General features: G+C 55.8%; 16 protein-coding genes. 9 read left to right on the top strand and 7 right to left on the bottom strand.

Annotated features, from left to right (window positions below; translation table 11 throughout):
• Window positions 1-120: 120 nt before the first annotated feature.
• The 6 genes from LUQ43_RS01510 to LUQ43_RS01485 all read left to right on the top strand — a co-directional run bounded on the left by LUQ43_RS01510 (window position 121) and on the right by LUQ43_RS01485 (window position 6,200).
• Window positions 121-1,446 (top strand): glutamine synthetase beta-grasp domain-containing protein, encoded by a 1,326-nt coding sequence (locus LUQ43_RS01510; protein ID WP_299963049.1) that lies wholly within the window; start codon window positions 121-123, stop codon window positions 1,444-1,446.
• Window positions 1,447-1,651: 205 nt separating this feature from the next.
• The gene (locus LUQ43_RS01505; RefSeq protein ID WP_299963047.1) at window positions 1,652-2,848 is read left to right on the top strand and encodes an ammonium transporter; all 1,197 of its coding nucleotides are present in this window, start codon (window positions 1,652-1,654) and stop codon (window positions 2,846-2,848) included.
• 63 nt (window positions 2,849-2,911) lie between these two features.
• Window positions 2,912-3,580, top strand: coding sequence for a type 1 glutamine amidotransferase (locus LUQ43_RS01500; protein ID WP_299963045.1), 669 nt, complete (start codon window positions 2,912-2,914; stop codon window positions 3,578-3,580).
• A gap of 640 nt (window positions 3,581-4,220) precedes the next feature.
• A complete protein-coding gene (locus LUQ43_RS01495; RefSeq protein WP_299963043.1) occupies window positions 4,221-5,423 on the top strand; it encodes an ammonium transporter in 1,203 nt (400 codons plus the stop codon).
• A gap of 14 nt (window positions 5,424-5,437) precedes the next feature.
• Window positions 5,438-5,866 (top strand): P-II family nitrogen regulator, encoded by a 429-nt coding sequence (locus tag LUQ43_RS01490; RefSeq protein ID WP_363318466.1) that lies wholly within the window; start codon window positions 5,438-5,440, stop codon window positions 5,864-5,866.
• A 4-nt stretch (window positions 5,867-5,870) separates the two neighbouring features.
• Window positions 5,871-6,200, top strand: a complete 330-nt coding sequence (locus LUQ43_RS01485; RefSeq protein ID WP_299963041.1) for a P-II family nitrogen regulator — start codon at window positions 5,871-5,873, stop codon at window positions 6,198-6,200.
• A gap of 441 nt (window positions 6,201-6,641) precedes the next feature.
• On the opposite strand, the gene LUQ43_RS01480 is transcribed toward LUQ43_RS01485, so the two are convergent.
• The 3 genes from LUQ43_RS01480 to thpR form a co-directional block, all read right to left on the bottom strand.
• Window positions 6,642-7,790: a hypothetical protein gene (locus tag LUQ43_RS01480; RefSeq protein WP_299963039.1), complete on the bottom strand. Its 1,149-nt coding sequence runs from the start codon at window positions 7,788-7,790 to the stop codon at window positions 6,642-6,644.
• A 154-nt stretch (window positions 7,791-7,944) separates the two neighbouring features.
• Window positions 7,945-9,336 carry a CCA tRNA nucleotidyltransferase gene (gene cca, locus LUQ43_RS01475; protein WP_299963037.1) on the bottom strand — a complete coding sequence of 464 codons (1,392 nt, stop codon included), beginning with the start codon at window positions 9,334-9,336 and terminating at the stop codon, window positions 7,945-7,947.
• Entirely contained in the window at window positions 9,330-9,869 is a 540-nt protein-coding gene (gene thpR / locus LUQ43_RS01470) for an RNA 2',3'-cyclic phosphodiesterase (protein WP_299963035.1), read from the bottom strand. The genes cca and thpR overlap by 7 nt, the downstream gene beginning before the upstream one ends.
• Window positions 9,870-10,011: 142 nt before the next feature.
• Here thpR and LUQ43_RS01465 point away from each other — a divergent pair, with 142 nt between their 5' ends.
• The 3 genes from LUQ43_RS01465 (at window position 10,012) to LUQ43_RS01455 (ending at window position 13,279) form a co-directional block, all read left to right on the top strand.
• Complete coding sequence (locus LUQ43_RS01465; RefSeq protein WP_299963033.1) at window positions 10,012-10,278, top strand: glutaredoxin domain-containing protein; 267 nt, start codon at window positions 10,012-10,014, stop codon at window positions 10,276-10,278.
• Complete coding sequence (nrdD, locus tag LUQ43_RS01460) at window positions 10,278-12,461, top strand: anaerobic ribonucleoside-triphosphate reductase (RefSeq protein WP_299963137.1); 2,184 nt, start codon at window positions 10,278-10,280, stop codon at window positions 12,459-12,461. Before LUQ43_RS01465 ends, nrdD begins: the two co-directional genes overlap by 1 nt.
• Window positions 12,462-12,559: 98 nt before the next feature.
• Entirely contained in the window at window positions 12,560-13,279 is a 720-nt protein-coding gene (locus LUQ43_RS01455) for a hypothetical protein (RefSeq protein ID WP_299963031.1), read from the top strand.
• A 16-nt stretch (window positions 13,280-13,295) separates the two neighbouring features.
• Here LUQ43_RS01455 and LUQ43_RS01450 read toward each other — a convergent pair whose 3' ends face one another.
• From LUQ43_RS01450 to LUQ43_RS01435, 4 genes are all read right to left on the bottom strand, one after another.
• On the bottom strand, window positions 13,296-13,715 hold the full coding sequence (locus tag LUQ43_RS01450) for a hypothetical protein (protein WP_299963029.1): 420 nt from the start codon (window positions 13,713-13,715) through the stop codon (window positions 13,296-13,298).
• Window positions 13,705-14,331, bottom strand: coding sequence for an ArsR family transcriptional regulator (locus tag LUQ43_RS01445; protein WP_299963027.1), 627 nt, complete (start codon window positions 14,329-14,331; stop codon window positions 13,705-13,707). The genes LUQ43_RS01450 and LUQ43_RS01445 overlap by 11 nt, the downstream gene beginning before the upstream one ends.
• Before the next feature lie 63 nt (window positions 14,332-14,394).
• Entirely contained in the window at window positions 14,395-14,922 is a 528-nt protein-coding gene (locus tag LUQ43_RS01440; protein WP_299963025.1) for a CAP domain-containing protein, read from the bottom strand.
• 136 nt (window positions 14,923-15,058) lie between these two features.
• The gene (locus LUQ43_RS01435; RefSeq protein ID WP_299963023.1) at window positions 15,059-17,212 is read right to left on the bottom strand and encodes a PAS domain-containing protein; all 2,154 of its coding nucleotides are present in this window, start codon (window positions 17,210-17,212) and stop codon (window positions 15,059-15,061) included.
• Window positions 17,213-17,294: the final 82 nt, after the last annotated feature.

Below are 17,294 nucleotides of genomic sequence, written 5' to 3'. Positions count from 1 at the left end.
ATTATCACAGAGAACGTTGATCCACTAGAGTAACCATTTCCTGAAAGTGAATATGAGCATTCGCTCAATAATGTACGTAAAATAAATATAAATACGATTGGGTGGAACCATTCTTCCATTATGTCAGCAGACGTAACGAAGATGCTCAAGAGGATTGAGGCGGACGGGGTAAAATTCATCCGCCTTCAGTTCACGGATATCCAGGGGATGCCCAAAAACGTCTCGATCCCTGCCATCCAGGCGGAAAAAGCGCTCACGGAAGGGATCTGGTTTGACGGGTCTTCCATTGAAGGATTTGCCAGGATCGAAGAATCCGACATGATCCTGAAGCCCGATCAGAGTACGTATGCAGTTCTCCCGTGGAGACCCCAGGAAGGAAAGGTTGCCCGGTTCATCTGCGATGTCCAGACGTACGGCAACAAGCCGTTCGAAGGAGATCCCCGTTACATCCTGAAGAAGACCATGGCCGAAGCCGCCAAGCTGGGCTACACGTTCAATACCGGCCCCGAACTTGAATTCTTCCTGTTCAAGATGTACGACGGCGTTCCTACCACGGAGTTCGAAGACCATGGTGCCTACTTCGATCTCGCGCCAACCGACTCTGCTGAAGATGTCCGGAGGGACGTGGTCCTCGCCCTGAGCGAGATGGGCTTTGAGATCGAAGCCTCCCACCACGAAGTCGCCGACAGCCAGCACGAGATCGACTTCAAGTACGGCGATGCCCTGACCACCGCGGACCGGGTCATCACGTTCAAGTTTGCGACCAAGTCGATTGCCCTGCAGTACGGCCTCCATGCCTCTTTCATGGCAAAGCCGATTGCCGGCATCAACGGCAGCGGCATGCACACCCACGGCTCGCTCTCCAAGAACGGCAAGAATGCGTTCTATGATGCAAACGCCGACCTGCAGCTCTCAGAGACCTGCCTTTACTATATCGGCGGTATCCTGAAGCATGCACGGGCCATCACGCGTGTGGCGAACCCGACGATCAACTCGTACAAGCGCCTCGTCCCCGGCTACGAAGCACCCTGCTACCTTGCCTGGAGTGCGGCCAACCGCTCTGCCCTTGTCCGCGTTCCCGCAGCCCGTGGCAACAGCACCCGTGCCGAGTTCCGCAGCCCGGACCCGATGTGCAACCCGTACCTCACGTTTGCCTGCATGCTCGCAGCGGGTATGGACGGCGTCAAGAACAAGATCATGCCGCCGGAATCGACCAACACCAACATCTACCACCTCAATGCAAAGGACCGCAAGCGGCTGAAGGTCGAGATGCTGCCGGCGAGCCTTGCCGAAGCGAATGCTGCGCTCCTCAAGGATGAGGTCATCTGCAACACGCTCGGCGAACATGTGGTGACGAACCTCACCCGCATTGCAGATATGGAAACCGATGCCTTCCGGCTCGCGGTTCACCCGTGGGAACTGGACAGGTACCTGGCAACCTATTAAATTTTTCAAAAATTTTTATTGAATAGTCGGCGATCTTCGGACTTGTAATCCCGGAATAATCGGCCGATCGTTCTGTACCAGTCGTAAGGCTCACCCGTGGGCGCAGGCATAGTGGATACGTGTACGTGCCCGGTGCAGCTCCGCGGAATACTTCCTGCGACCGGTACCGATCGATCGCTGCCGCAACAACAATACGGAGATTACGATGGCGATGGATACAGGCGTTACATGCTGGCTGATGGTCTCGGCAGTGCTGGTCATGCTGATGACCCCGGGAGTCGGTCTTTTTTATGGCGGACTGGTACGGAAGAAGAACTTTATCTCGATGATTGCGCTCTCCTTTGTGTGCCTGGCGCTTGCGAGCATCCAGTGGATCCTGATCGGGTACTCGCTTGCGTTCGGGCCTGACGTGGGGGGGTTCATCGGGAACCTGAGTTACCTGGGCCTGGCCGGGGTGAGTGCAGAGGCCGGTGCCGGGACCTATCCCCCGCTCCTCTTCATGATCTTCCAGCTCTTCTTTGCGGCGGTGACCATTACCATCGTCACGTCCGCGGTGGCGGAACGAATCAAACTCTCCTCGTTTATTGTCTTCTGCCTGGTATGGCTGACGGTCGTGTACTGCCCGATCGCGCACTGGGCATGGGGAGGCGGCTGGGCACAGCAGATGGGCCTCATCGATTTTGCCGGGGGAACGGTTGTTGAGATATGTTCGGGTTTTGCCGCCCTGTCGCTCGCGCTCGTCATCGGGCGGCGTGCCGGGTTCGGGGAGCATGCCCTTGAACCGCATAATATCCCGATCGCGCTGCTCGGTGCTGCGCTCCTCTGGTTCGGCTGGTTCGGGTTCAACGCGGGCAGTGCCCTCGCGCTCAACAGCAGCGCCGTGATCGCGTTTGTCAACACGAACTCGGCAGCAGCGGCCGGGGCGCTCGCGTGGATGGTTGCGAGCTGGTACCGGGGCAAGCCCAGTTCGCTCGGAATGGTCAGCGGTGCCATTGCCGGGATGGTTGCGATCACGCCGGCCGCCGGTTTCGTCCCCCCGCTTGTTGCCGTGCTCATCGGGGCAGTCGCCGGGGTGCTCTGCTATTCCATGATGCTTGTACGGATCTCCCGGAAGATGGATGAGAGCCTCGATGCGTGGGCGATCCACGGGATGGGGGGGCTGTGGGGAACCCTTGCCACCGGTATCTTTGCCGCCGCGGCAATCGGGGGATTTGCCGGGTGGATGGAAGGCAACTCCTCCCAGTTCTTTGCAAACGCGGTGGCCGCATTTGCTGCACTCGCCTATACCTTCGTTGTCACGTATCTTATCGCGACGGCGATCGATCGTACGATCGGGCTCCGCGTAACCGAAGATGAAGAATATGTGGGGCTGGATATCTGCCAGCATGGTGAACGGGCATAGCGGGGATCCCTATATCCCCCGTCCCATCCACTCAAGGGATACCGAAAAACAAGGAAGCCTGCTATGGATCCAAAGATCGCCATCTTCCAGCATGTCAAAAACGAACCGTCAGGGTATCTTGAAACGATCTTCCGTGAGCGGAATATCCCGTTCGAATATTTCCGGCTGTACGATATCAATGAGGTTCCCCGCACCCTGAATGCCACCCATCTTGTCTTCATGGGCGGTTTTATGAGCGTCAATGATGAAGACGAATTCCCGTGGCTGAAAGAGGAGAAGGAACTCATCCGGCGATCCGTAAAAACCGGTCAGAACGTACTGGGTATCTGTCTGGGGGCGCAGCTGATCGCCTCTGCTCACGGGGCACGGGTATACCCGTTCGTCCGGGAAACCGGGTGGCATGTGCTGAACCGGGCAGCCGATGCATCCGGCATCTTTTCAAAATTCCCGGAACAGTTCCCTGTTTTCCAGCTCCACGGGGAGACCTTCGGGATTCCTTACCGGGGCCGGCTGCTCGCGTACGGGAAGAATGTCAGGAACCAGGCCTTCTCGTACCGGAACGCACTCGGTCTCCAGTTCCACATGGAAATGACCGGCGCGATCATCAAAGAGTGGTCAAACGATCTCCGGAAGCACCAGCAGGCCGTAATCGCACGGGACACTCCCCGTTTCCTTGCAGAGAGCAACCGGCTCTGCCGGATGGTGGCAGAGGATTTCATCCGCCCGGCGTGAATACACCAGGGCGCGGGGTATCACCGGATTCTTTTTCACACGCCGTATCCATGGACATGCATCTCCGTAAGGTACTGTCCAGGAAAGGGGCCCGGCATCGGGACTGTTCGTCACCGGCCTAAAAAAGACCCGTAGCCAACGCGTCCCTGGCAATCCGTTCCCGGGACAAACGATCCTGCCGGGGAATGCTCACGGTCAGCACATGTTCCGGTACCTGAAACCGGATACAACGGAACATACATTCTTCCGTTTGAATAGAAAATCCCGTGGCGATATGAACGCCGGAGTACCCGGTCCCGCAAAGGAAACTCCCCGGGACAGGCTGGCCGTGCTCTTCCCGTGAATTTTGTATTTTTTTGTCAATACGGTTTTATCCGGGGCAACCATTATTATTTTTTTATTCAACGGCATTATAGATACCACGTACACAATATTTATAAGGGTAGGAATACAACTTCCTTCTGTCAATTACACAATCTTACAAACTTGAAAAACCGGAAACAGGAATGAGAATTACCATCCCGGATACACCGGACTTCTCATCCGGCAGTGGTACGCTGGTTCCAGCTCATTCCTTCCGGGCTCTGGAAAATGATTAAGAACCAAAAAAGTAATGAGAAACAGATTACAGGTGAATTGAATGCCAATTGATTCGGGAGCAACTGCATGGATCCTTGCCTCAACGGCGCTTGTCATGATCATGACGCCGGCGGTAGGATTCTTCTATGGCGGGCTCGTGCGCAGGAAAAATCTGATCTCCATGATCACCCTGTCGTTCGTTGCCTTTGCACTGGTGAGCATCCAGTGGGTATTGATCGGGTATTCGCTTGCGTTCGGTTCAGATGTCGGGGGTTTCATCGGCAACCTTGAATATCTCGGTCTGAACAACGTGGGCATGGAACCCGGAGCGTTCAGCAGTGCGATTCCCGGGCTGTTATACATGGTATTCCAGCTGGTCTTTGCAACCGTGACCATGGCAATCGTAACTTCCGGTATCGCTGAACGTGTCAAGTTCAGTGCATACCTCATCTTCGCCCTCCTCTGGACAACGATCGTCTATGATCCGCTCGCACACTGGGTGTGGGGTGGCGGCTGGGCAGCCCAGTTCGGCGCCCTGGATTTCGCCGGCGGTACGGTTGTCCATATCAGTTCCGGGTTTGCCGCACTGGCTCTTGCCCTGGTCATCGGGAAACGGGTCGGCTTTGGCAAGTATGCCATGGAACCCAACAACATTCCCCTGACCATCCTTGGTGCAGCGCTCCTCTGGTTCGGCTGGTTCGGGTTCAATGCCGGCAGCGCAGTCGCAGCCAACGGACTGGCGGCAAGTGCATTTGTCACCACCAACGTTGCCGCAGCGGCCGGTGCACTGGCATGGATGGTAGTGAGCTGGATCAACGGCAAACCCAGTTCCCTCGGGTTCGTGAGCGGGGCTGTTGCAGGTCTCGTTGCGATTACGCCGGGAGCCGGGTTTGTGACGCCGATGACAGCGATCCTTATCGGTGCGATTGGCGGTATGTTCTGCTACGCGGTCATGCTCTGGCGCATCCGGAAAGGCTATGATGAGAGTCTCGATGCCTGGGCAATCCACGGCATGGGCGGACTCTGGGGTGCACTCGCAACCGGTATCTTCGCGGTCGCAGCAGTCAATGGTGCGTCCGGCCTGATCGAGGGGAACGTGCACCAGTTCGTTGCCAATGCAGCGGGTGCCTTCGCGGCGGTTATTTATGCATTCGTCGTGACGTATATCCTTGCAGTAGTGATCGACAAGACCATCGGCCTGCGTGTCACCGAAGAGGAAGAGTATGTCGGCCTTGACATCTCGCAGCACGGGGAACGGTGCTGACGGGAGGAAACAGCATGAAACTGGTAAAGGCAATCATCAAACCGGAACGGTTTGAATTCGTGAAGACTGCACTCGAACAGAACGGGTTCAGCGGTATGACCGTTACGGAAGTCAGGGGACACGGCGAACAGAACGGGATTGCACTCCAGTATCGCGGAGGTCTGGTGAGGATAGATCTCCTCCCCAAGCTTCAGATCGAGATGGTGACCAGCCAGGATAAGGCTGATCACCTGGTCAGGACGATCGCAGAATCTGCCCGGATCGGAAAGATCGGCGATGGCAGGATCTTTGTCATGCCGGTCGAGAAGGTCATCCGGATCCGGACCGGTGAATCACTGGGTGAGACACCGGCTGCAGGAACATCCGGCAACGCGACCGGTGAAAAATCATATGTCTGGCTCAATCTCGCACAGCCTGTTGCAGCGCAGCAAAAAGGAGAGTGAATCCATGAAACTGGTAAAAGCAATCATCAAACCGGAACGGTTGGAATTCGTCAAGAAAGCACTGGAGGAGAAAGGCTTCAAAGGTATGACCATTACCGAAGTCCAGGGTCGCGGTGAGCAGAAGGGAATTGCCCTCGAATATCGTGGCGGCCTGATGGTAGTCGATCTCCTTCCCAAGATCCAGATCGAGATTGTCGTCAAATCTAGCGAAACAGAATCGCTTATCAGCACCATCTCCGAAGCAGCGAAAACGGGAAAGATCGGCGATGGCAGGATCTTTGTCATTCCTGTTGAGAAATCGATCCGGATCCGTACCGGAGAGACCGACGAGTGAGAATCCCGTCACCTCTCTTTTTTCTTTGGTGATTAGGTAAATTTCACCACTAACCCATGGTTAGTATTTAGCCAATTCAGTTTTTTTAGATTTGCACACCGGAGAACACAAAAATTCAGCCCCCCTCTTGCGCCGCCAGTCCCCCGAGGGGGACAGGAAGCATTGCGATGCCCCGACATTACCTTAATTGAGGGCACACAAGTACAGGTAATACGGCACTATCGCAATCGGGGGATGCCCGAGCGGCGGGGGCGGAGGCTTGCCGGAGCCCCCAAGAGCGGTAATGAAAATTTTGTTTCAGGTTTATCGCACTTTTAGTGAATGTTACACAATCACCTTTTCTTTTTTTATTTCGTACCCGGACGGGATGCCCGGTCACGATCTTGCGACAGATTGCATCGTACCGGGGAATAATCCCGCAACTGCCCGATCAACCCGTGTTCACTGCCGCTGGCGCTCGTGAATGGTAAACGCGTCGAGAACCTGGAGCGTGACCCGTGACCCGAGTGTCGGCTGGATCGATTCCAGCCAGAGGAAAAACCCGACCTTGGGCGGCGTCGGGCGTTCGAATTTGAAATGCCCGTCCTTCATCTGGATCATCTTGTGATATTCTTTCTTCTGCTTTGAACGCAGGTAGATGATCAGTTCATAGCCGGGCAGGTCGGTGGCGAGGATCGCCTTCGAGTAATACTTCGGGAACTCTTCCGGCGTAATCTGCTTTCCTTTCACGGTCATGCCATAGGTATCGCAGACCGCCTTGATCGCAGGGGGAAACAGGCCGCCATAGAGCACCTTCTTCACCAGTTGCCCGGTCTGGTCCGCAATCTCGGGACGGATGCGCCCCGGTGCCCGGTTGATCTCCGTGAAAATATGGTTTTTTACCTCGTCGTGATAGCGCTTGTAGTCAAACGGGTGTTTCATGGGGATATCGGTTGCCCGTATCAGCTTGGGATGGTTCTCGGGCAGGTTGTAGATGATCCGCGGGCGGTAATGCTTGACCAGCCCTTTGATCTCCTCGCAGGTACTGGTGTGGATGATCGCGTTGGTTTTGTCTTTTGCAAGGCGCTTGACAACAACATAATTCGAGAGGTCGATGGAGGAGACAAGGATGAATGGCGTGATCTTCTGCCCGTAGAGGTACCCGAGCAGCCGTTTCTTGTACGCAATCTCCACTTCGAATTCCTTTAAGTCCGACGGGGATGTGATCACTTCGCCGAACGCCACATGGTTTTGTGCATCGACCAGCAGAAAATCGAACTCGGCAAGATCCTGCCCGTTGCCGCGTACAGTGATGTCGCCGTACTTTGAATAGAATAATCCGTTCTGCCCGATCTTCGCATTCTCGCGCTGGTTGGGGGCATCAGCGCCTTTCATGGCAACGTACCTGATTGCATCGGTTTTTTTGGCAATATCCAGGAACATCTCGTAGACAATTGCCTCGAACCATCTCCCCTCGGCGGTCCGCATGGGTTCGAGGTCCGGGGAGAATAATTTCTTCCGCTCGATCTTGTTCATGTGCCGCGTGGCATTGATCGCGATTGCCGCGGTCGGTTTGAAATGCCGGAAATTGGAATTGAGCCACGGGATCATGATTGGTGTAAAGAGTCTCTGCCGTTATAGTAAATAACAATCTGCCTTGGCAAACGGATATTTAAAAAAAATTTGGGAAACGCCGACTCTTCTGGCATCCGGGGAAACACGCTCATTTTTTCGTACAATTCCCTGCACGGCACGCCGCCACTCATCAACGATTGTCAGGAACCAGATGCCCGGCTTCCTTCTCGTGGCGCACGAGCGGGGAACAGCGGTGGAAAAACCCGGCAATGAATGCGGAGAATGCCGGGTTCCAGCACTCCCTGCCCTCGTGCACCTGCCAGCCGCTGGCAAGGGATTGCCGGACATGTTTGCCGAGGCTCACCTGCAGCATTCCTTCGGACCGGAGCAGGTCACCGGCATGCCGGAATTCCCGGGGCACTTCCGTTTCGTACCTGCCATTCTCAATATACGGACCGGGAAGCGGCGAATTAAGATACTTGGCCCTGAATTTTTCCGCATTGAGCCGGTTCCAGACCGGCGGGCCGATATGGCTCCGGATCGCCGGCAGTTCGGAGACGAGCAGTTCGATCAAGATCATACATTCCCCGCTCCCCATCTGGTACTGTGCATGATGGACGGCAAAGCCGTTCCGGACAAGATGTTCGCTGATCGCCGACGCACTGCGCTTCAGCTGCGGAACCACGATCTCTTCGATATAGGGTGGGGTTGCAAAGGTGATCGCGTAGAGCGTGGTGCCCCGGGCTTCAAGAAGTGCGGCAAGCTCGTCAGAGGTGATCGGAGACTCCGCAGGAAGCCCGAAGAACGAGGCTGACGGAGATTCGATATAGCCCCGGGCAAGCTCCACGAACTCCGCCATGCGATCGATCGAGACCGCGGCGGCAACGTTCCGTTTGGAATCCACCGGGTCGATCATCACCAGCGGTTCGTCGAATTCCTTTGCCCCGTGGGCTTCGATATCGATGATGGTCTGCGGCTTCCATTCCGCGGCAGCTAAAAGAAGCGGTGCAAAGCCGCCATAGTGGAGGGTGAGCAGCTCGCAGAGATACCCGGAAAATCCCTCCGTCATCTGGTCGGAGCCATAGATGCCGCCCGCCTTGGCGAACCGCTTGAGGAGCAGCACGTCATCGATCAGGCCGTTGATCTTCTCCGTGATGTAGCGGGTATGGAACGGTGTCCGGTCAACCGCACTCTGGATCCGTTCTGCACTGTCGACATGGTAACAGGGAACGAGATCAACGTCGACATCCTCAATCGTGGCATTGATGTACGGGTGCTCGGCATATTTTTCATGGTAGTTGTCCGTGAACGCCGCGGCAATGCTCCGGGCAAGGCCAAGCCCCTGCTTTTCGAGTTCCTCCCGGGGCAGGGCCGGGTCAAAGAGCATGAAGACGTCGAGGTCCCGGTCCCCGCTCACCCACGTGTGCCGGGCAATGGATCCCACGACCATGCCCTCCGCCTTTCCGCTCTGCCGGATCTGTTCGAGCAGGCGCTGGGCAATACCGCATACGTGATCCTTCTCCTCCCGGGAGGGCCGGAGCGTTGCAAGTACCGTTTCCTCTAAGGGAGGGCGTGTCACCATGGCACCTCCAGCAGGTCTTCGTACACCGGGCCACGGGGAGTCAGGGTGCTCTTCTTGAGTTTCATGCCGGTCACCATGCAGCTCCCGTAGTTCCGGCCCCTGAGCCGGTCAAGGGCAGCAGAGAGGGACGGATCCGGGGATTTCACCCGGGCCACGGTCGCGTGGGCGGTAAATTTCCTCGATTCCGGTGCAAACCCGAGGGGAGTGAGCGCAGCCTCGATGCGGAAGAGGAGCTCCTCTCCTTTCCCCCCGTCATCGATCGCGCACCAGACCGTATGCGGGCGTTTTAAGTTGTTCACGGTCACGCACCCGGCAGTAACCGGGAACGGTGAGAAGGAAACCGCCTTCAGGGCATCCCGGACCCGGACAAGCGTCCGGTCATCCACCTCGCCAAGGAATTTTGCGGTGATGTGGATGAGTGCCGGATCAACAAACGTGAGGCGGGCAGAACACCCGCGAAGCATGTCCTGTGCTTCCTGCAGCTGCTCCCGTATCTCACCGGAGAGTTCGAGCGCAACAAACGTCCTGACCATTACTTTACCTATTGTCCGATTTCCTGATAAGGATAATCGCCGGGCCCTGCAGGAATGGTGGGATCACCAGAACTGAACCAATTTTTTTTTATTCACATACTCCCACATACTAACTATCTGATATCTGACAGAGGGTGTTTTTGTGCCAGACAGTTCACTGATTGTATACTCGCTTGAGTGTTGCCCACATTGCGAACTTCTCAAGGCATTTTTGAAAAAGTTCGGGTACACGTATGCAGAGCGCGACCTGTCCAGTGCAGAGTCCCTTACAGAACTGCGGATCAACGGGGTATTTGTGAACGAGGCCCCGGTGCTCCAGAAGGACGAGGATTTTTTGACGTCCGCAGATCTTTTTCCCAAGGGAAAGCTCGACGAGGATCGTATCAGAAAACTGATTGCGGGTGAATGATGCCCCGCCCGGAGACCCGGCAGCAGACCATTTTTGGTGAGTATACACCGTCTCTCCCTTCAGTCAGGACAACTGACGGCCATATCGTCGAATGGGACCGCAACCGGATTGTCCGCCAGCTGGTCGACGAGACCAAACTTGTCGAGACCTTCTACGGGTACAAAGGCGCAAGCCAGGAGATCGCCCAGGAGATCGCGCTCGAAGTAGAGAACCGAATCAAAAATATGGGGCTCAAGTCCCTCTCCGGTCCGCTCATCCGGGAGATCGTCAATATTACTCTCCTCGAAAAAGGGATGGTCCAGTACCGGAATGTCTCGACACGGGTCGGTACCCCGGTCTACGACGCCCACCAGATCGATGTCGGCAAGGGATTCGAGGCCCACGATAATGCCAACCTCCAGGAGAACGCCGAGACCTCGCACAAGAAGAAAGCGGACAAGATCTCAAAAGAGCAGTACCTGCTCCAGCTGCCGCCGTCCCTTGCCGACCACCACCTCTCGGGCGAGATGCATATCCACGATCTCGAATACTTCGGCACCCGGCCCTTCTGCCAGGACTGGGACCTGCGCTACTTCTTTTACTACGGCCTGATGCCGGATGGCAACGGGACCAAGGCTTCGGTTGCCGGGCCGGCGAAACGTGCCGAGGTCGCGATCCTCCATGCAGTCAAAGCCCTCGGATCGGCCCAGACAAACTTTGCCGGTGGCCAGGGATATTATAATTTCCTCACCTTCCTTGCGCCCTACATGGAGGGAATGGAGTACGGCGAGATCAAGCAGATGGTCCAGATGTTCGTGTACGAGATGACGCAGATGATGGTTGCCCGCGGAGGCCAGCTCGTCTTCTCATCCATCCAGCTCTCGCCGGGGGTCCCGTCGCTCTGGCAGGACAAGCCCTGCGTATTCAAAGGAAAAGTCTGGGATGGCACATCGGCACCCCACCGGACGTACGGGGAGTTCGAACGCGAGGTGCGGCTGCTCTTCAAGGCGCTGATGGAGGTCATGCTGGAAGGGGATTACTGGGGAAAACCCTTCAACTTCCCCAAGCCCGAGATCTCCATCGAGCCGGACTTCATGAACGAACGGGAGGAATTCAATAAGAAGAACCCCGACCTCCCCACGTTCCAGGACCTGTACCTCATGACCTTCGAGCTGGCCGCGAAGTTCGGCACGCCCTATTACGACAACCAGCTGCCGGCGTACCGTGGCGCCGGCAAGGGCATCTCCTGTTACCAGTGCTGCGCCTACCAGTTCTCGGCAGTTGCTGACGAGGACTCGGACTTTGATCGGAAACTGCTCTTCGAGAACGGCCGCCACTTCTCCATGGGCTCGTGGCAGGTGGTCTCGGTGAACTGTCCGCGGGCAGCGTACAATGCGGAGGGCGACGATGCCCGGCTCTTCGCCGAACTCAAGAAACTCATGGATGTCTCGGTCGAGATCTTCAAGATCAAACGCCGCTGGATGGACCTGATCCGGTCGAACAGCCGGATGCCGTTTGCCATGCAGCGCCCCAAAGATCCCAACACGGGAGAGCGGGGAGCCCTGGCAGTCGATCTCGAAGGACTGGTGTACACGATCGGGGTCGTCGGCGTCAACGAGATGGTCCAGCACCATACCGGCAAGCAGCTGCACGAATCAAAAGCCGCGTTCAAGCTGGCAGTCCGGGCAATGACGGAGATGGAACTGTATGCCCGCGAGCTCAGTAAGAAGAACAACATGACCTTAGCGCTCGCCCGCACGCCGGCCGAGACCACCGGCCAGCGGTTTGCGGTCGCCGACCTGCTCGACCGCCGGTACCATGATTTCGCAAAGAAGGTGATCAAGGGCGATCTTGAAGACAGCCTCCCGAAGCTGGGCAAGAGCCGGGACCTGCCGATCTATTACACGAACGGAACGCATGTTGCCCCCGGGGCGAATGTGCCCCTGACCAAACGCATGGAGATCGAGCATGTCTTCTTCCCGATTGTCGATGGCGGGAACATCTTCCACATCTGGCTGGGCGAGGCACGGCCGGATCCCCGCGGCCTGATGGACATGGCGATGAAACTCTGCCGCAACACCCAGATCGGGTACTTCGCCTTCACCCGGGATATCACGGTCGCACTCCGGCAATTCCACGAGATGAAGTCCGAGAAGAAACCCGTCAGCCACCCGGTCCCGTCGGATATCCCGGCAAAGGCATAACCGAATTTTTTTTACCCGGAGGTTCCCGTCTCGCGGTGCATACACCAGCAGCCTGCCGCTATCTTTTTCTTCGGGTTTCCCTATAGGGAACTATAATAATGAGATTCAGATACGTTCTTCCTGCCGCATGCATCATTGCGCTCATCGCAGTTGCCGGCTGTACGGGAACGGGTATCTTCAGCGGACTGGCGCCTACCCCATCAGCCACGCCGACAACGGTCGCAACAACGCCGTCAACTACGATCCCGACCCCGGAACCGACAACCATCCCGGTACCCTACCCTCAGGCGCGGGCCCTTGGCGAGAAATTTCCCTTTGGCATGGGAAAGGTGGCGAGCAATGGCACCGTGTACCGTTACTGGATCAATGATACCTACCACTGGCACAACGATGTGGATAACAGGTATTACACGGAGACCGCGGCAGCCGGGTACAAATACCTGTTCGTCTTTGTCCAGATGACCAACAGCGGGGATACCCGGGTCTGGTACCCGCCGGCCCGGACCATCCTCGTCCACTATGACGGGACAACGTACACCCATGATTACACCCACTATATCCCGGACAAGGCAGAGGATGACGATGCAAAGCCAATCGAAATCCTGGAGATCCAGTATTTCGGGAAATTGTCGGGTGACGAGTACGTGGAAGACTTCGGTTATTCGCACGGGACGACTGCGGATTTCCTGTACCCGGGCACCAGCAACAGCCTTGACGGGTATATCATCTACCAGGTACCTGGTTCCCTGAGACCGGAGAAAACCTATGTAGAGATCGGCTTCAACGGCCAGGACACCGGCATCTGGAAACTGGCATAACGGAACAAAAAAAGAATTACTGGTCGTTTACCTTTTTTAAGGCAATATCCATTATCCCCCGGTGGATCCGGTAGTAACTGTGGATTCGGTCGATGGGGGTATTGAGCATGATGGTCGTGAGCCGTTCATCGACAAGGATCCGGACACATTCGGGTTCGATCTCTGCAACCGGTGCATTTTTCGGATCGGCCGGCATCTCAGCGGTGATGAAAATCTCATTGTCCGTTTCCACGACTTCGTAGGGAACCTCCCCGTCATCATCGGGAGGATCGGCCCGGAACATCTCGGGATCGCCGCCGGACCCCTGCCGGGTGATGATCGTGTATCCGACAATCCGGGCATGCTGGCTATCCGGCATGTTCTTCACAATGTCTTCCACGATCTTTGCAAGATTGCTGAATACATCGTCGTAGGGACCGCTCGGGTTATTCGGCATGGACACCTCGGATAGTATACCGGTCTTTCTCTCTCTGGACGATTCCCCGCCGCTCAAACGGTTTTATGATCTCCAGAAGATCAGCCCGGGGCAGTTCCGTGACCTGCTCCAGCTCCGCAAGGGTAAGCGGCTGGTGGGAGAGAGCTATTACTACGCTAAGCTCTCGATCGCTTTTGAATAAATCCTTATGGATCTGGGCAAGGTCGTTGATCTTGGTCTCGATATCATGGTTGACCTGTTCGAGATTTGCCAGGATCCGGTCGTGGGCCTGGATCATGCGTGCCAGCATGGCTACCGTTTTCTTGAGCTGATCGTTTTTGTGTTCGTCTTCTTCGAGCGCAGGTGTTGTGATCCGGAGCTCCTTGAGACTGACATCGATCAGGATGTCGTGCGCAAGGTAGTAGTATTTCCGGCGCCGGTCATCGGTCTCGCACGAGAGAATCTCTTCACGCTCCATCATCTGGAGATGATCGATGACCGCCTTTGGCGAGAGCTCCAGGGTATCGGAGATCTCCGTGACAAAGCAGGGTTTCTGCCGGAGCAGGGCGATGATGCGCCTCCGGTTGCGGTTACCAAGAATGTCCAGCAGCCGTGCAACCTCAGCAGCATCGTTCATACTTACATCATGTTAGGCTGATTAGTATTTATATATTGAATTATTTCCCCTGTCACAACCCGGTTATCCCCATTCCACCGCGATATAATAATTATAGCCGTCACTGGAGACACCAATCCCGACATTCCTGAAATCGCTGTTGAGGATATTGGCACGGAAGGTCCCGTCATTGTTCTCCATCGTATCGAATATCTGCTGGCGGGCATCATTTCCCAAAAGTGCCCAGGATACTTTCGGGATGATGAAAACATTGGCAGTACCATACCCACCACCAGTGGATGTAAGGAAGGCGGGCGCTGGAATCATCGCATCCCTGCTGGTCGCAAGGGCAAGCCCTGACAGGCCTTCATCCACCCGGACCGGTTCAAGAGCATTACTCTGGCGTTCGAGGTTGATCCGTGATGCCAGTTCCCCGGCAACTGCAGGACCGGCTTCAGCCATCATACCTGCACTGGCGAGGATGAACGCTATCCCGGCCATGCCGGCAAGCAGCAGGAACAGGGTCACGCGGGAGAACCGTTTCTTCCTGCAGGTCTCCGTGACTATCGTAGTCTGGCGCCGGTATCTCCGGATCGAACAGGTGTCTGACATGTCTGCATCCCGTAGATCCTGGTTGGAGTGCCCCGTGATATATATTCAAAACATCGTGCAGGCACGATGATTGAACCTGCGGGTTCAACTTATAAAAAAGAAGAGCGGCACCGGCAGCGGGGCCGGCCTGCCCGGATCATTGCGCGTTAAAACGGAATTTGCCGGCTGGAACCCGGATCTCGAACCGTACCCCGGTATCCCGCTCCCCGGTCTCCCGGATCGTGATCCCGGTAAAACCCAGCAGCTCACGGATCAGGAACAGGCCCTGTATCGTTCCGCTGTCGTTTGCGATATCAAAGATATTTTCCTTATCCTCTCTCGGAACCCGGTAGCCGGTGTCCTGGTAGAGAAGAAGCAGGTCGTTGTTCTCCAGACGGGCGGTAAGCGAGATCTCTGAACGTCCCGCCTGCCCGTTCCGCAGGGAATTTTCCAGGAGACTGTAAAAAACACGGGGAAGGAGAGGATCGGCATAGATATCCCACCCGTTCACTTCGGAGCGGATTTGCGCCGTATGCTCCGGGAGCAGGTGAACAGCATCGGAAAATGCCTGCCCGACCCGCTGCCATTTCGGTGATATGATCCCCAGCTCCTGCAGGGCACGCATGGAGGATAACTGGTTGCGGATGGATTCGACCGAGCCAATGGTCTTGGTGAAGAACCGCTGCATCTCATCCCGGGAGTTCAGGAGCTGGGCCCGCTCAAGGTGGCTCATGATCACCGACAGGTTGTCGAGAATATCGCGCCGGGTTATGCTGAAGAGGAGGTCCATCTTGAGATTGATATTCTGGTGACTGACATCCTCCGAGATCCCCAGCACGTACTGGGGTGTGCCGGTGGAGTCAAAGACCGGGACAATGATCATGTGGATGATCCCGCCGCCATACTTTTTGCTCGTGATGATCTTGTTCCGGACATCGCTCCGGGAGAGGAAGATCTCAAGATTCTCCTTATGGATATCCTCCACAACATCTGCCGGGAAGAGATCGGCATCGGTCTTGCCGATCACGCGTGCAGCAGGAATCCTGAAGAGCTGTTCGCTGGCCCGGTTCCAGAAGACATACTTCCCGTCGTCTGCCCGTTTGATGAAGATAGCCACCGGCAGCTGGTTGATCATCTCCTGCTGGAATATCTCATCATCCTTTGCTTTCTGGAATGCGGCCTTGAGCGAATCAACCATGCTGTTGATACCCTGTTCGAGCACCACGAACTCGCTGTTGCGGGTCTCACCGATCCGGTGATTGAGATCCCCCTGTGCAATACTATTGACATCCGCAACAATCTTCTGGATAGGGGCTGTCATGCGGCGGGAGAGGAAGAATGCAATGACACATCCGATTATGATCGCGGTCGTGGCCACGAGGAGGTGGTACAGGAGCAGGCGGGTGAGCTGGTCTTCGATGAGCCGGGTATTGTAGGTAATCATCATAATGCGGCTCGGATCTGACCCGTACTGGTCATCCTTGAGGTCGATATAGAGGAAATGCGTTGTCCGGGAATTGGCCGTATCAACGATCTTCAGGTTAGTGCGGGTCTGGATCACTTCATTGAGATAACTCTTCACCGGTTCAGCCGGGGGAGTATTGTTGTCTGACCGGTAGCCGAGGGTATTGAAGGTGATGAACTCTTCAACGTACGGATTTGCCATGACGATATTTCTGATATTCTTGTGATCATCCAGCTGCGCGTTGGCTTCGTCAAACGAGGGGCCCTCAAGCCCAAGTTCAAGGACATACCGGTGATCAGCAGTGGGCATGTAGGCATACTTCCGGTACGTTCCCCTGCCGAGAAATTCATGGACCACCCGGTCAGGGAAAAAACCATCCGATTCCCGGATCTTTGTCAGATAGGAAAAAAAGTACGGGACGTTCTTGAAATCCTGCCCGAGTTCGGGGGAGTACGTGGTTTCAATGATAACACCATTCTCGTCGATAATGTAAATGTCAAAACCCGTTCCCAGCCGTGCCTTGATACCGGCAAGATCCATCCGCGCCGGATCGCCGTCAACACGTTCATATTCCGAGTTTACCGCGGTCAGTCCTGAACGCATCTGCTCGTTCAGGCTGTTATCCACGATGGAGGTCGCCCGGTCGGTAAGACGCACGGCCTCAACAACATTATTCTCGGTCTGGGTCTCGAGACTGCGATATTCACGATCGAAATTATCTTTGGTATTGAGGTACGCGTTGACCGTCAGGATCCCCACGATGCAGATGATCAGCGCAACCATGAAGAGGAGAAGATAAAACGAGAATGAACGGTAGAGTTCCGGGGTTTTTTTCCTTGACTGCATGGATGCCTCTGGTTTCTGCCCGTTGCATGACCTCCCCCGCTACGGCAGAGGATCTCCTAAGGGAGATTTCCCGGCACCCGGT

It is taken from the genome of Methanoregula sp. (genome assembly GCF_028679125.1).
Lineage (GTDB): Archaea > Halobacteriota > Methanomicrobia > Methanomicrobiales > Methanospirillaceae > Methanoregula.
The sequence above is the reverse complement of the archived record's forward strand: the minus strand, read 5'-3'. Positions and strand labels throughout refer to the sequence as shown.